Annotated in this window: 13 protein-coding genes; all 13 read left to right on the forward strand. The window is 63.1% G+C overall.

Annotated elements, in window-relative coordinates; genetic code table 11:
- The first annotated feature begins 19 nt into the window (after positions 1-19).
- Positions 20-1,321, forward strand: a complete 1,302-nt coding sequence (gene gltA / locus BPHY_RS21955; RefSeq protein WP_012403654.1) for a citrate synthase — start codon at positions 20-22, stop codon at positions 1,319-1,321.
- A gap of 295 nt (positions 1,322-1,616) precedes the next feature.
- Positions 1,617-3,026 carry a 3-isopropylmalate dehydratase large subunit gene (leuC, locus tag BPHY_RS21960; protein WP_012403655.1) on the forward strand — a complete coding sequence of 470 codons (1,410 nt, stop codon included), beginning with the start codon at positions 1,617-1,619 and terminating at the stop codon, positions 3,024-3,026.
- Between the two features lie 7 nt (positions 3,027-3,033).
- Positions 3,034-3,186: an entericidin A/B family lipoprotein gene (locus BPHY_RS21965; RefSeq protein WP_041764526.1), complete on the forward strand. Its 153-nt coding sequence runs from the start codon at positions 3,034-3,036 to the stop codon at positions 3,184-3,186.
- 88 nt (positions 3,187-3,274) lie between these two features.
- Positions 3,275-3,928 carry a 3-isopropylmalate dehydratase small subunit gene (leuD, locus tag BPHY_RS21970; protein WP_012403656.1) on the forward strand — a complete coding sequence of 218 codons (654 nt, stop codon included), beginning with the start codon at positions 3,275-3,277 and terminating at the stop codon, positions 3,926-3,928.
- Positions 3,929-3,993: 65 nt separating this feature from the next.
- A complete protein-coding gene (gene leuB, locus BPHY_RS21975) occupies positions 3,994-5,061 on the forward strand; it encodes a 3-isopropylmalate dehydrogenase (RefSeq protein WP_012403657.1) in 1,068 nt (355 codons plus the stop codon).
- Between the two features lie 308 nt (positions 5,062-5,369).
- Positions 5,370-6,491 (forward strand): aspartate-semialdehyde dehydrogenase, encoded by a 1,122-nt coding sequence (gene asd / locus BPHY_RS21980; protein WP_012403658.1) that lies wholly within the window; start codon positions 5,370-5,372, stop codon positions 6,489-6,491.
- Between the two features lie 144 nt (positions 6,492-6,635).
- Complete coding sequence (locus BPHY_RS21985; RefSeq protein ID WP_012403659.1) at positions 6,636-8,987, forward strand: FimV/HubP family polar landmark protein; 2,352 nt, start codon at positions 6,636-6,638, stop codon at positions 8,985-8,987.
- Positions 8,987-9,790: a tRNA pseudouridine(38-40) synthase TruA gene (gene truA, locus BPHY_RS21990; protein ID WP_012403660.1), complete on the forward strand. Its 804-nt coding sequence runs from the start codon at positions 8,987-8,989 to the stop codon at positions 9,788-9,790. The genes BPHY_RS21985 and truA overlap by 1 nt, the downstream gene beginning before the upstream one ends.
- Positions 9,787-10,494, forward strand: a complete 708-nt coding sequence (locus tag BPHY_RS21995; RefSeq protein ID WP_012403661.1) for a phosphoribosylanthranilate isomerase — start codon at positions 9,787-9,789, stop codon at positions 10,492-10,494. The genes truA and BPHY_RS21995 overlap by 4 nt, the downstream gene beginning before the upstream one ends.
- A 58-nt stretch (positions 10,495-10,552) precedes the next feature.
- Complete coding sequence (gene trpB / locus BPHY_RS22000) at positions 10,553-11,746, forward strand: tryptophan synthase subunit beta (RefSeq protein ID WP_012403662.1); 1,194 nt, start codon at positions 10,553-10,555, stop codon at positions 11,744-11,746.
- 11 nt (positions 11,747-11,757) lie between these two features.
- The gene (locus BPHY_RS22005) at positions 11,758-12,675 is read left to right on the forward strand and encodes a DNA-methyltransferase (RefSeq protein ID WP_012403663.1); all 918 of its coding nucleotides are present in this window, start codon (positions 11,758-11,760) and stop codon (positions 12,673-12,675) included.
- Positions 12,676-12,707: 32 nt separating this feature from the next.
- Positions 12,708-13,523 carry a tryptophan synthase subunit alpha gene (gene trpA / locus BPHY_RS22010; RefSeq protein ID WP_012403664.1) on the forward strand — a complete coding sequence of 272 codons (816 nt, stop codon included), beginning with the start codon at positions 12,708-12,710 and terminating at the stop codon, positions 13,521-13,523.
- Positions 13,524-13,603: 80 nt separating this feature from the next.
- The gene (accD, locus tag BPHY_RS22015; RefSeq protein ID WP_012403665.1) at positions 13,604-14,476 is read left to right on the forward strand and encodes an acetyl-CoA carboxylase, carboxyltransferase subunit beta; all 873 of its coding nucleotides are present in this window, start codon (positions 13,604-13,606) and stop codon (positions 14,474-14,476) included.
- Positions 14,477-14,500: the final 24 nt, after the last annotated feature.

Here is a 14,500-nt window from a genome sequence, read left to right on the forward strand (position 1 = left end):
CTTCGATTGAGGATGTGCTATGACCCCGTCAGATGTTAAAGCCACGCTATCGTTCAGCGACAACTCGCCGAGCGTTGAAATGCCGATCTACAAGGGCACGATGGGCCCCGATGTGATCGACATCCGTAAGCTGTACGGCCAGACCGGCAAGTTCACGTACGATCCGGGCTTCATGTCGACGGCGTCGTGCAACTCGGCGATCACCTACATCGACGGTGACAAGGGCGAGCTGCTGTATCGCGGCTTCCCTATCGACAACCTCGCGCAAAACGCTGACTTCCTCGAAACGTGCTATCTGCTGCTCAAGGGCGAACTGCCGAATCAGGCGCAGAAGGACGAGTTCGTGAAGACGGTCACGAACCACACGATGGTTCACGAGCAGATGCAGTTCTTCTTCCGTGGCTTCCGGCGCGACGCTCATCCGATGGCGATTCTGGTTGCCGCAGTCGGCGCGCTGTCGGCGTTCTACCACGACTCGCTCGACATCAATAACCCGCGTCACCGCGAAGTTTCGGCGATCCGCATGATCGCGAAGCTGCCGACGCTGGTCGCGATGGCGTACAAGTACTCGATCGGCCAGCCGTTCGTGTATCCGCAGAACAATCTGTCGTACAGCGCGAATTTCATGCGCATGATGTTCTCGAACCCGTGCGAAGAGTACCAGGTCAACGAAGTGCTGGTTCGCGCACTGGACCGTATCCTCATTCTGCACGCCGATCACGAGCAGAACGCTTCGACGTCGACGGTGCGTCTGGCGGGTTCGTCGGGTGCGAACCCGTTCGCGTGTATCGCTGCCGGTATCGCGTGTCTGTGGGGCCCGGCGCACGGCGGTGCGAACGAAGCCGCGCTGAACATGCTCGAAGAAATCGGCTCGGTTGACAACATTCCTGAGTTCATCAAGCAGGTGAAGGACAAGAACTCGGGCGTCAAGCTGATGGGCTTCGGTCACCGCGTCTACAAGAACTATGACCCGCGTGCGAAGCTGATGCGCGAAACCTGCCACGAAGTGCTGAACGAACTGGGTCTGCACGACGACCCGCTGTTCAAGCTCGCCATGGCGCTGGAAAAGATCGCGCTGGAAGACGAATACTTCGTATCGCGCAAGCTGTACCCGAACGTCGACTTCTACTCGGGCATCGTGCAGCGCGCGCTGGGCATCCCGACCTCCATGTTCACGTGTATCTTCGCGATGGCACGTACGGTCGGCTGGATTGCGCAGTGGAACGAAATGATCGCCGACCCCGAGCAGAAAATCGGCCGTCCGCGTCAACTGTTCATCGGCGAATCGCCGCGCGAAGCAAAGCCGATCGCTCAGCGCTAAGCAACGGGCGCGTCAGCGCTCAATGCTCGCGTTAAACGCATCGAGTGAAACACCCCAACGGTTCGCCGTTGGGGTGTTTCTGTTTCGGCCGCGCGAACACGGCTCCCGCTGCACGATGTGAGCGGCCGGAATTCCCGGAATGCACCTCTGGTAGTGTGGATACAGGTATCGCCACTACCACCCAACTCACTGTTTTTTATCGGTTTTTTCGACGCCTGGTGAGCCCGGAAAGGCAACTGCGTGGCATAATCGACCGGACACGAACTGCCCGTTGTCATTACCACCCCCGCATACCATGGCACAGACTCTCTACGACAAATTGTGGAACACGCACGTGGTCCACACGGAAGAAGACGGCACGACTCTTCTCTACATCGACCGTCAACTGCTGCATGAAGTGACCAGCCCGCAGGCGTTCGAAGGGCTGAAGTTGGCCCAGCGCCCCGTGTGGCGCATCAGCGCGAATCTGGCGGTGTCGGATCATAACGTGCCGACCACGGATCGTAGCCACGGCATCGCTGATCCTGTGTCGAAGCTGCAGGTCGATACGCTCGACGCAAATTGCGACGCGTTCGGCATCACGCAGTTCAAGATGAACGACCTGCGTCAGGGCATCGTGCACATCATCGGGCCAGAGCAGGGCGCGACGCTGCCGGGCATGACCATCGTCTGCGGCGACTCGCACACGTCCACGCATGGTGCGTTCGGCGCGCTGGCGCACGGCATCGGTACGTCGGAAGTCGAACACGTGCTGGCCACTCAGACGCTCTTGCAAAAGAAGAGCAAAAACATGCTGGTCAAGGTCGAAGGCCAGCTGCCGCACGGCTGCACTGCGAAGGACATCGTGCTCGCCATCATCGGCAAGATCGGCACGGCGGGCGGCACGGGCTATGCCATCGAATTCGGCGGTTCGACCATTCGCGCGCTGTCGATGGAAGGCCGCATGACGGTTTGCAACATGGCGATCGAAGCGGGCGCGCGCGCCGGCATGGTCGCTGTCGACGATACGACCGTCGAATACCTGAAGGGCCGTCCGTTCTCGCCGCAGGGCGTGGAGTGGGATCAGGCCGTCGAATACTGGAAGCAGTTCAAGTCGGATCCCGACGCGCAGTTCGACCGCGTGGTCGAACTGAACGCCGCCGAGATCGTGCCGCAAGTCACGTGGGGCACGTCGCCGGAAATGGTCACGTCCATTGACGGTCGCGTGCCGGATCCGGAGAAAGAGAAGGATCCCGTAAAGCGCGACGCAATGGAGCGCGCGCTGCATTACATGGCGCTCGAACCGAACCTGCCCATCGAATCGATCAAGCCGGACAAGATCTTCATCGGCTCATGCACGAACGCGCGTATCGAAGACATCCGCGCGGCCGCGTGGGTCGTAAAGAAGCTCGGCCGCCGCGTCGCGCCGAACATCCGTCTCGCGATGGTCGTGCCGGGCTCGGGTCTCGTGAAGGCGCAGGCCGAGCGTGAAGGTCTTGACAAGGTCTTCACGGAAGCGGGCTTCGAATGGCGCGAGCCGGGCTGCTCGATGTGTCTCGCGATGAACGCCGACCGCCTCGAGCCGGGCGAGCGTTGCGCGTCCACCTCGAACCGTAACTTCGAAGGCCGTCAGGGCGCGGGCGGACGCACGCACCTCGTCAGCCCCGCGATGGCAGCGGCTGCCGCCATCGAAGGGCATTTCGTCGACATTCGCAAGCTGGGATGACCGCAACATGAAAATCGATCGCATCGCATTTCTGCGCCGATTCGCCCTCGCGACGCTTGCCGGGCTGCTGCTCGGCCTCGCGGGTTGCAACACGGTGCATGGCTTTGGCGAAGATCTGCAGCATCTGGGCGGATCAATCAGCAACGAGGCGAAAAAGTAAGCGGTTTTTGATTCGCCGGCCGGCGTGCGTGATCCGCGTGGTCATTGGCAAAATGCGCGCCGTCCGGCTTCGAACAGGCTAAAGCGTCATGGATAAATTCATCGTACATACCGGCGTCGTGGCGCCGCTCGATCGCGAAAACGTGGACACAGACGCGATCATCCCGAAGCAGTTCCTCAAGTCCATCAAGCGCACGGGCTTCGGTCCCAACGCGTTCGACGAATGGCGTTATCTCGATCACGGCGAGCCGGGTCAGGACAACTCGAAGCGCCCGCTGAATCCGGACTTCGTGCTGAACCAGCCCCGCTATCAGGGCGCATCGATCCTGCTGACGCGCCAGAATTTCGGCTGCGGCAGCTCGCGCGAGCACGCGCCCTGGGCGCTGCAGCAGTACGGTTTCCGCGCGATCATTGCGCCGAGCTTCGCGGACATCTTCTACAACAATTGCTTCAAAAACGGCTTGCTACCCATCGTGCTGACGGAACAGCAGGTCGACCATCTGTTCAACGAAACCTTCGCGTTCAACGGCTTCCAGCTGACCGTCGACCTCGAAAAGCAGGTCGTGCGCACGACGGACGGCGGCACCGAATATCCGTTCGAGGTCGCGGCGTTCCGCAAATACTGCCTGCTGAACGGCTTCGACGACATCGGCCTTACGCTGCGTCACGCGGACAAGATCCGCCAGTACGAAGCGGAGCGCATCGCGAAGCAGCCGTGGCTGAACAACCGTCTCGTGCGCTGAAACGGGTGCTGCAAGCAAAAGCGTCCGCGTGAACGTAGCCAGACAGAAACCAACAAGGAATACGCATGAAGATCGCAGTGTTGCCGGGCGACGGCATCGGCAAGGAAATCGTCAAGGAAGCAGTCAAGGTTCTGAACGTGCTCGGCGAAAAGTTCGAGCTGGAAGAAGCGCCTGTCGGCGGTGCTGGTTACGAGGCGGCGGGCCATCCGCTGCCGGAAGCCACGCTCAAGCTCGCCAAGGAAGCGGACGCGATCCTGTTCGGTGCCGTCGGCGACTGGAAATACGATTCGCTCGAACGAGCGCTGCGCCCGGAGCAGGCCATTCTCGGCCTGCGCAAGCATCTGCAGCTGTTCGCGAACTTCCGTCCAGCCATCTGCTATCCGCAGCTGACGGGTGCGTCGTCGCTGAAGCCTGAAATTGTATCGGGCCTGGACATCCTGATCGTGCGCGAACTGAACGGCGATATCTACTTCGGCCAGCCGCGCGGCGTGCGTCAGGCGCCGGACGGCCTGTTCGAAGGCGCGAAGGAAGGCTTCGATACGATGCGTTACGCGGAGCCGGAAGTCCGCCGCATCGCGCACGTCGCGTTTCAGGCGGCGCAAAAGCGCGGCAAGAAGCTGACGTCCGTCGACAAGGCGAACGTGCTCGAAACGTCGCAGTTCTGGAAGGACATCATGATCGATGTGTCGAAGGAATATGCGGACGTCGAGCTGTCGCACATGTACGTCGACAACGCGGCGATGCAGCTCGTGAAGGCGCCGAAGTCGTTCGACGTGATCGTCACGGGCAATATGTTCGGCGACATTCTGTCCGACGAAGCGGCCATGTTGACGGGCTCGATCGGCATGCTTCCGTCGGCTTCGCTCGACAAGAACAACAAGGGTCTGTACGAGCCATCGCACGGCTCGGCGCCAGATATCGCGGGCAAGGGCATCGCGAATCCGCTCGCCACGATCCTGTCCGCCGCTATGATGCTGCGTTATTCGCTGAACCGGGCAGAACAGGCAGACCGCATCGAAACCGCCGTGAAGAAGGTGCTGGAGCGGGGCTATCGTACGGGTGACATCCTCACGCCGGGCTGCAAGCAGGTCGGCACGGAAGCGATGGGCGACGCCGTGATCGCCGCGCTCTAATAGGCATTTAGAAGCAAACGTGCGTGAATCGGCCCTGTTTGAGGGCTGATTCATGCAAATCGCGGCGCACGCGCCGCACAAAACGGGTTTTCGTGTAGACTCTGCTGATGGCGACGATTCCTCAAATCACCTCGATCTCGACACTGCGCGGCAAAACGGCCCGTGTAGTTGCGCTCGCCATTACCATCAAAACGATTACCCCGAAAACGATCACGAAGCGCTGATCGTCCGTCGTGCCCGCTCATCTTCCCCGCGCGGTCACTGCGGGCAAAGATGCGGGGAAGTGTCCACTCGAAGGGTATGAAGTCATGAACGTAGGTCTCGTAGGTTGGCGCGGCATGGTCGGCAGCGTCCTGATGCAACGCATGCAGGAAGAACGCGATTTCGACCTGATCGAACCGGTGTTTTTCAGCACCAGCAATGCGGGCGGCAATGCGCCGTCGTTCGCCAAGAACGAGACCAAGCTCAAAGATGCGACAAGCATCGAAGACCTGAAGAAGTGCGACGCCATCATTTCGTGCCAAGGCGGCGACTACACGAACGAAGTGTTCCCCAAGCTGCGCGCAGCGGGCTGGGACGGCTATTGGATCGACGCGGCCTCGGCGCTGCGCATGAAAGATGACGCTGTCATCATTCTCGATCCCGTCAACCTCGACGTGATCAAGAATGCGCTGGTGAAGGGCCAGAAGAATTTCATCGGCGGCAACTGCACGGTCAGCCTGATGCTGATGGCACTGGGCGGCCTGTTCCGCGAAAACCTCGTCGACTGGATGACGGCCATGACGTATCAGGCCGCATCGGGTGCGGGCGCGCAGAATATGCGCGAACTGCTGCAGCAGATGGGCACGCTATACGGCTCGGCGAAAGAAGACCTGGCCGATCCGTCGTCGGCGATTCTAGACATCGATCGTCGCGTGCTGTCGGCGATGAACAGCGACCGCATGCCGACCGACAACTTTGGCGTGCCGCTCGCCGGCTCGCTGATTCCGTGGATCGACAAGGATCTCGGCAACGGCATGTCGAAGGAAGAGTGGAAGGGCGGTTCCGAAACCAACAAGATTCTCGGCAGGCCGGCGATGGGCCAGCCGGGCTCGATTCCCGTCGACGGCCTGTGCGTGCGTATCGGCGCAATGCGCTGTCACTCGCAGGCGTTGACCATCAAGCTGAAGAAGGACGTGCCACTCGACGAGGTAAACGGCATCCTCGCATCGGCGAACGACTGGGTGAAGGTCGTGCCGAACGAGCGGGAAGCGTCGATCCGCGATTTGTCGCCCGCAGTCGTGACGGGCACGCTGACCGTCCCCGTCGGCCGTCTGCGCAAGCTGGCTATGGGCGGCGAATATCTGTCCGCGTTCACGGTCGGCGACCAGCTTCTGTGGGGTGCGGCAGAGCCGCTGCGTCGTATGCTTCGCATTCTGCTCGACAAGTAAAGTAAACTAACGCGTTAGCTGCACGACGCGTTCAAAACTTCCAAAAAGCGTCGCGATTTCGCGGCGCTTTTTTATTGTGCATTTCAGAATCTTGTCGCCAACACTTCTACGCATGCGCCGCATGACCGCGCACGAAAGGTCCCGATGACGGCCCGATTCCCTTTTCTTCAAGCCGCCACACGCAGCGGCTCACAACAGATTGCGGCGGCCGTCGCAATCGTCTTCGCCGGCATGCTGTCGACTTCAGTTGCGACGTATGCCCAGACAGCGGCCACGAGCACGGCAAGCGCGGCGACTGGCGCGAGCGCGCCGGTGGGCGTCAATGCTGGAGGCGCTCAATTCACCGTTCAGCCCGGGCAATCGCTGAACGACGCCGCAATAGCAATGACGCAGTCGCGCGACCGCGCCGTCCTGGCGCGCGCGGCAAAGGCGATCTTCGACGCGAATCCCAACGCGTTCATGGGGCACGACCCGAGCCGTCTGAGGCTGGGCGCGGTCCTCAATCTACCGCCCGTCGACGCGACGGGTGCGCCAGTCAGTGCGGCATCGGCGCCGGCGCCTGCGTCCGCCGCGTCCGCTCCGGCGGCGCAGGCTACGGGCAGCAACACCGCTTCTGCGACGGCTTCGGCTGCCGCGCCTGCTGCGACGGCGCCTGGCGCCAGTGCTGCGGCTGGAGCGGGCGCATCGTCGTCGGAAGCGGCGACATCGCCGACAACGGGCGCGGCCGCAACACAAGGCGCGAGTGCCCCCGCGACGCCCGAAGGCGGGTCTACGCCGGCAGCGGCGGCGCAGCCCGCGAGCGGCGTTTCTGCGCCTGCGGCAAGCGGCACACATTCGTACATCGGCTCCGTCCAGGGCAGCGAGCCCGCTGCCACGTCTTCGGGCGCGCCCGCCGCCAACGCGCAGGTCGCTTCGCAGGCGCGTCCGTCGAGCTTGCAGCAGTTGCTGGCACTGAAGAATCGCGTGCTGATGGAATTGCAGAAGCACGGCATCGGCAAACAGCCGGGCACGAATGAGAATCCCGCAGCCGCGACGGGCACGACGCAGCCTTCCAGTGCGGCGCCCGGCGCCGGCGCACCGGCTCACGCCGCTCCATCGGCGGCACCGTCCGTCAGCCCAGCAACGGGGATTCCGCAGGAGTATCTGGGCGCCGCGGCCATCGCAGGCGCTGCGCTCGTGGCGCTGCTGGCCGGTGTGACGGCGCGCCGACGCCGGAAGGCCACGCGTGCGCAGGAAGCGGCGAGCGCGGAGATGGCGCACGAGGATGTAACGCCGCCCGTTGCCGCTGCGCCGCTTGCCGTCGCACCGAGCCACGAGGTGCCGTCGGCGGTGAAGGAAGAATCGGACGAGTCGTCGCACCGCCTCAGCGCGGCCGCCACCGCTGCTGCGGCGTACGAGACGGCAGCAAGCTCGCCCGAGGTCAAATCCGAGGCTGCATCCAGGTCTGAGCCGGAAACCTTCCACGTCGCGTCCGCCGAAGCAGCACTCGACGCCGCTGCGACGCTCGGCGCCGATGCACTTCCGCGTGAATCGCTCGATCCGGCACGCGAAGAGGCGCGGGCCGCCGAAGTCGCCCAGTTGGCGCTGACCGCCCGCGAACAGGAACTGACGCCAGACGAAGCCGCCGCCGATACGCGCGCCGCTCAGCGGCCGCTCGACGAAACCTCGCTCCGCGAGCCGGTCGTGCCGCAATTCGCCGAGCCGATCAAAGCGTCGGACGACGAATCGGGTGCAAGGTCCAAGCCTTTCATGCTCGACCTCGGGCCGGCGCCCGATTCGGGGCAGATCGAGCCGACTTTCGAGCAGCCCTTCGTGACTGCCGCGCCGCCCATTCAGTCCGGTCATGTCGAGCCCGCTGCGCAGCACGAGCAACCGATCGAGCCGCTGCCCGCAGCCGCCCAAACGCACGCTGACGCCGAAGACGAGCCGGAGCCGCACGCTCCCGCCTCGCTGCCGCTCGGCGCACCGCCGCCGCTGGAGCCGGCCATGCCGGACGAATTTCCGCGCGAGGCGATGCGCGCGCTCGACAGCATCGACGACTTCGCGTTGCCGCCGCGCACCGAGCCGTCCGCGTCGGCTGCATCCGCCGTGTCACCGCCGGGTTCGCTGGCGACGCAGCCCGTCGTCGCGCCTGAAATCACGGCGCAGCAGGCGGTGTCTTCGCATCTGCCGCAATCGCCTGCCGTGGCCGATCAGATCATCGCCGGCACGGCAGGTGCGGCGGCCGTCGCCGGTTTGGGCGCGTCGCGCTTCGGCGCGTTGAAGCTTGATTTCGACCTCGAACTTCCGCCGTCGCCGGCGCAGGCCGTGCCGTCGTTCTCACCGGACGAGATCGCGCGTATCGCTCGCAACAAGCTCGATCTCGCGGCGGAGTACATCGAGCTCGGCGATGTCGTCGGTGCCCGCACGCTGATCAACGAAGTGATCGAATCGAACGATGCCGACACGCGCGCCGACGCGCGCGCGTTGCTGTCGACACTCGCGCCGCTTTCGTGATGACGCGGATCGCGCTTGGCATCCAGTACGACGGCGCAGCGTTTTGCGGCTGGCAGTCGCAGCCGCACGGCAAGACGGTGCAGGACGAACTCGAGCGGGCGCTGCGCGAGTTCGCGCTGACGCCACTGCAAACGGTCGTCGCGGGGCGCACGGATACGGGCGTCCACGGTCTCGGGCAAGTCGTGCATTTCGATACGGAACTGGATCGCGCCGAATTTTCGTGGGTGCGCGGCACCAACGCGTTTTTGCCGTCGACGGTCGCGGTGCAATGGGCCAAGCCAATGCCGGATGCATTTCACGCGCGCTTTTCGGCCTTCGAGCGCACGTATTACTACGCGCTGTACGTGCATCCCGTGCGCTCGCCGATGCTCGCGTCCCGCGCCGGCTGGATTCACACGCCGCTCGATGTCGATGCGATGCGTGAGGCGGCTGCCTGTCTGATCGGCGAGCACGATTTTTCGGCGTTCCGATCGTCGGAATGCCAGTCCAAAACGCCCGTCAAGCATCTGTATCAGATCGACATCCGGCCGCAGGGCGATTTCATCCACTTCCGCTTCCGGGCCAACGCGTTCCTGCACCATATGGTCCGCAACCTGATGGGCTGTCTCGTGGCCGTAGGCCGGGGTCGATATCCGGCCGCCTGGCTCTCGGAAGTCCTGCACGGCCGCGACCGCAATCGCGCGGCGCCTACCTTCATGCCCGACGGGCTGTATCTCGCTCAAGTGGGCTATCCTGAGACGTTTGCCGTGCCCGCGCCGCAGGCGGGCAGCGTTCCCTGGAGCACCGTTTGGACAGACTCATGACCTCCGCAGACACCTCAGCCGAAAGCGTTTCATTCGCCGCCGGCGCCTTGCCGCGCCGCACTCGAATCAAGCTATGCGGGCTCGGCAATGCCGCCGACGTGGCCCATGCCATCGATCTCGGCGCCGATGCGATCGGCCTCGTGTTTTATCCGCCGAGTCCGCGCGCGCTGAGCGTGGCGCAGGCGGTTGAGATGACGCGCGACGTGCCGCCGTTTGTGTCGGTCGTCGGCCTGTTTGTGAATCCCTCGTCCGAGTGGTTCAACGAAGTCATCTGCAACGTGCCGCTGACTATGCTTCAGTTCCACGGCGACGAAACGCCGGAACAGTGCGAGAAACTGGCGGGCGTTGCGGGTTTGCCTTGGTTGCGCGCATTGCGCGTTGCGGCTGATACTGAGCCGCCCGATTTGGTAAAATCGGCGCTTAACTATTCGGCCGCCAGTGGTCTCCTGTTCGACACGCATGTCGAAGGCTATGGCGGCGGCGGGAAGGTCTTCGATTGGTCACTTATTCCACAAGAGCTCGCGCGTCGGGCCGTTTTGAGTGGTGGGTTGAGCACGCAAAACGTCAGTGATGCGATTCATCGCGTGCGTCCGTACGCGGTCGATGTCTCGAGCGGCATCGAAGTGGCGGGCGCAAAGGGTGTGAAGGATCACGCCCGGATGGCGGCGTTCGTGCGCGCGGTGCGCGAAGCGGACGCCCGATGATTCCCTGGCCGTGCTGCGCATTTCATGTGCGGGCGGCAGCTGAGAAGAGTGACGGAATATGTACAATTTACCCGATGAACGTGGCCATTTCGGCCAATATGGCGGCGTGTTCGTCGCCGAAACGCTTGTTCACGCGCTTGATGAACTGCGCGTAGCGTACGCGAAATATTCCCAAGACCCGGACTTTATCGCCGAATACGAGCGCGAGCTGAAGTACTTTGTCGGTCGTCCTTCGCCCGTTTATCACGCACAACGCTGGAGCGAACTGCTGGGTGGCGCGCAGGTGTATCTGAAGCGCGAAGACCTGAACCATACGGGTGCGCACAAGGTGAACAACGTGATCGGCCAGGCGCTGCTGGCCAGGCGCATGGGCAAGCCGCGGGTGATTGCGGAGACGGGCGCGGGCCAGCATGGCGTGGCGACGGCGACCATTGCGGCGCGTTTCGGCATGGAGTGCATCGTGTACATGGGCGCGGAAGACGTGCGCCGTCAGGCGGCGAACGTTTACCGCATGAAACTTCTCGGCGCGACCGTTGTGCCCGTCGAGTCCGGCTCGCGCACGCTGAAGGATGCGCTGAACGAAGCGATGCGCGACTGGGTCACGAACGTCGAGAACACCTTCTACATCATCGGCACGGTCGCCGGTCCGCATCCTTATCCGATGATGGTGCGCGATTTCCAGCGCGTGATCGGCGATGAGTGCAAGGTGCAGATGCCGGAGTTGACGGGCCGTCAGCCAGACGCCGTTATCGCGTGCGTTGGCGGCGGTTCGAATGCGATGGGCATCTTTTACCCGTACATTGACGATAAGTCGGTGAAACTGATCGGCGTCGAAGCCGCCGGCGACGGCATCGACACAGGTCGACACGCGGCCTCGCTGATGGGCGGCAGTCCGGGGGTGCTCCACGGCAATCGCACCTATCTCCTGCAGGACGAGAACGGCCAGATCATCGAGACGCATTCCGTGTCGGCGGGTCTCGACTATCCGGGCGTCGGGCCTGAGCACGCGTGGCTCAAGGACAGCGGCCGCGCCGAATATGTCGGCATCACCGACGAAGAAGCGCTCAAGGCGTTTCACGACTGCTGCCGTATCGAAGGCATCATTCCTGCGCTCGAGTCGAGCCATGCGCTCGCGTACGCGGCGAAGCTCGCGCCGACCTTGCCGAAGGACAAGATCCTTCTGGTGAACCTGTCGGGCCGCGGCGACAAGGACATGCACACGGTCGCGGAGCGATCGGGCATCCAGTTCTGAGCGCCGCGACGATGCGTGACGAGTTCGAGGAGCCGCAGCCCGCTGTGCTGAAGGGCGACGCCGAAGGTGGCGTCGCCGAGGCCTCGCAACGGACGGAAGCCGCGCCGTTGTTGGCCATGCCGCCCGGCATACAGCTCCTGAACCGCGATTTTTTAACCGATGCAGCGAATCTGCCGGACGGCTCGATCGATCTGATCGTCGCCGATCCGCCTTACGGTCTCGGTAAGGACTACGGCAACGATTCCGACATGCGCTCCGGCGAGGATTTTCTCGCCTGGACGCGTGCGTGGCTTGATCTTGCCATTCCGAAGCTCAAGCCATCCGGTTCGCTGTATATCTTCTGCACGTGGCAGTACGCGCCGGAAATCTTCGTGTTTCTGAAGCGCAGGCTCCTGATGGTCAATGAGATTATCTGGGACCGCCGCGTGCCGAGCATGGGCGGCACGACGCGCCGTTTCACGTCGGTGCATGACAACATCGGCTATTTCGCGGTTTCGAAAGACTACTATTTCGACCTCGATCCCGTCCGCATCCCGTACGATGCCGTCACAAAGAAGGCGCGTTCGCGTAAGTTGTTCGAGGGAAGCAAGTGGCTGGAGCTCGGCTACAACCCCAAGGACGTCTGGTCCGTCTCCCGTTTGCACCGGCAGCACGCGGAACGGGTTGACCATCCGACCCAAAAGCCGCTCGAAATCGTCGAGCGGATGGTCCTGGCGAGCTGTCCTCCGGGCGGCCGCGTGCTCGATCCCTTCATGGGAAGCGGCACGACGGCCGTCGCTTGCGCCCGTCAGACGCGCGAATTCGTCGGCTATGAGATTAACGAGAGTTACTGCGCGATCGCGCGAGAACGCGTCAGCTTGGCGGCAAATCCGCCCCCGGCTGGTTCCCGCCGCAAGGCCGCCGTCACCGCTCCGACGGCATCGGCCTGAATAGCGCAGTCACCCACTTCGAGAAAAATTCCATGTCCCGTATTCAATCGACGTTCGCGGCCTTGGCCGCGCAGGGTAAGAAAGGTCTGATTCCATTCATGACTGCCGGCGATCCCGACCCGGCGCGCACGGTCGAGTTCATGCACGCGCTCGCCAAGGGCGGCGCCGATGTCATCGAACTCGGCGTGCCGTTTTCCGACCCGATGGCAGATGGGCCCGTGATTCAGCAGTCGTCGGAGCGGGCGCTGGCGAAGGGCGTGTCGCTCAGGCACGTGCTGGCCGATGTCAAGCGCTTCCGCGAAAGCGACGACAAGACGCCCGTCGTGCTAATGGGCTACGCCAACCCGATCGAGCGCATGGGCGCCGACGCGTTCGCGGCGGCCGCGAAGGATGCGGGCGTGGACGGGGTGCTCGTCGTCGACTATCCGCCGGAAGAATCTGCCAACTTCGCCGAAACGATGAAGGCAGCTGGAATCGATCCGATTTTTCTGCTGGCGCCCACGTCGACAGACGAGCGCATCGCGGAGGTTGGTAAAATCGCGTCCGGTTATGTCTACTATGTGTCGCTGAAGGGCGTGACGGGCGCCGCGAATCTGGACGTTTTGAGCATCGCGGGTAAAATCCCGGCAATCAAGTCGCGCGTACCGCTGCCGGTCGGCGTCGGTTTCGGCATTCGCGACGCGCAATCCGCGCGCGCCGTCGCCGAAGTGTCCGATGCCGTCGTGATCGGCAGCCGTATCGTGCAATTGCTCGAAGAAGCAGCACCCCAGTCCGCTGCCGGCAAACTGACGAACTTCATCAAGGAGATTCGCCAGGCGCTCGACAGCATCGGCGCGACTGCCGGATAACATCATTTTTGTCGCGGTTAGCAAGGCGGCGCGTATCTGCTGCGCCGCCTCGCGTATCGCGAATCCTGGAAGGAATCATCATGAGCTGGCTCGACAAACTGTTGCCGCCGAAAATCAAGCAAACCGACCCGAAGAGCCGCAAGGGCATTCCGGAAGGGCTGTGGATCAAGTGCCCGTCGTGCGAAGCGGTCCTGTACCGCAACGACGTAGAGGCGAATCTGCACGTCTGCCCCAAGTGCGACCACCATATGCGGATCGGCGCGCGCGAACGGCTCGACGGCTTGCTCGATCCGGAAGGCCGTTACGAGATCGGCCAGGAAATCCTGCCCGTGGACGCGCTCAAGTTCAAAGACAGCCGCAAATATCCGGATCGCCTGAAAGAGGCGATGGACGAGACCGACGAAACCGACGCAATGGTCGTGATGGGCGGCGCGATCCACACGCTGCCCGTCGTCGTGGCGTGCTTCGAGTTCGCGTTTATGGGCGGCTCGATGGGTTCGGTGGTCGGTGAGCGCTTCGCGCGCGGCGCGCAGAACGCGCTCGAGCAAAATGTGCCGTTTATCTGCTTTACCGCTTCGGGCGGTGCGCGAATGCAGGAAAGCCTGTTGTCGCTGATGCAAATGGCGAAGACCACGGCCATGCTGACCAAGCTGTCCGAAGCGAAGCTCCCGTTCATTTCCGTGCTGACCGATCCGACGATGGGCGGCGTCTCGGCGAGTTTCGCGTTTCTCGGCGACGTCGTGATCGCCGAGCCCAAGGCGCTGATCGGCTTTGCCGGCCCGCGCGTGATCGAGCAGACCGTGCGTGAAAAGCTGCCGGAAGGCTTCCAGCGCGCAGAGTTCCTGTTGCAAAAGGGAGCGATCGACATGATCGTCGACCGTCGCAAGCTGCGCGAGGAACTCGCGCAGCTGATGGCGCTTCTGACGCGCCAGCCGGCGGACGCAGTCGCCTGAACGTATTAATTGATGCCGCGCCTC

The organism is Paraburkholderia phymatum STM815 (assembly GCF_000020045.1).
Lineage (GTDB): Bacteria > Pseudomonadota > Gammaproteobacteria > Burkholderiales > Burkholderiaceae > Paraburkholderia > Paraburkholderia phymatum.

Excerpts from the sequence above, each read along its gene's own strand:
- gltA (WP_012403654.1), top strand. The coding sequence starts at position 20 with ATGACCCCGTCAGATGTTAAAGCCACGCTATCGTTCAGCGACAACTCG.
- BPHY_RS22005 (WP_012403663.1), top strand. The coding sequence starts at position 11,758 with ATGCGTGACGAGTTCGAGGAGCCGCAGCCCGCTGTGCTGAAGGGCGAC.
- BPHY_RS21985 (WP_012403659.1), top strand. The coding sequence starts at position 6,636 with ATGACGGCCCGATTCCCTTTTCTTCAAGCCGCCACACGCAGCGGCTCA.
- BPHY_RS21965 (WP_041764526.1), top strand. The coding sequence starts at position 3,034 with ATGAAAATCGATCGCATCGCATTTCTGCGCCGATTCGCCCTCGCGACG.
- accD (WP_012403665.1), top strand. The coding sequence starts at position 13,604 with ATGAGCTGGCTCGACAAACTGTTGCCGCCGAAAATCAAGCAAACCGAC.
- asd (WP_012403658.1), top strand. The coding sequence starts at position 5,370 with ATGAACGTAGGTCTCGTAGGTTGGCGCGGCATGGTCGGCAGCGTCCTG.
- trpB (WP_012403662.1), top strand. The coding sequence starts at position 10,553 with ATGTACAATTTACCCGATGAACGTGGCCATTTCGGCCAATATGGCGGC.
- leuC (WP_012403655.1), top strand. The coding sequence starts at position 1,617 with ATGGCACAGACTCTCTACGACAAATTGTGGAACACGCACGTGGTCCAC.
- truA (WP_012403660.1), top strand. The coding sequence starts at position 8,987 with ATGACGCGGATCGCGCTTGGCATCCAGTACGACGGCGCAGCGTTTTGC.
- leuB (WP_012403657.1), top strand. The coding sequence starts at position 3,994 with ATGAAGATCGCAGTGTTGCCGGGCGACGGCATCGGCAAGGAAATCGTC.
- trpA (WP_012403664.1), top strand. The coding sequence starts at position 12,708 with ATGTCCCGTATTCAATCGACGTTCGCGGCCTTGGCCGCGCAGGGTAAG.
- leuD (WP_012403656.1), top strand. The coding sequence starts at position 3,275 with ATGGATAAATTCATCGTACATACCGGCGTCGTGGCGCCGCTCGATCGC.
- BPHY_RS21995 (WP_012403661.1), top strand. The coding sequence starts at position 9,787 with ATGACCTCCGCAGACACCTCAGCCGAAAGCGTTTCATTCGCCGCCGGC.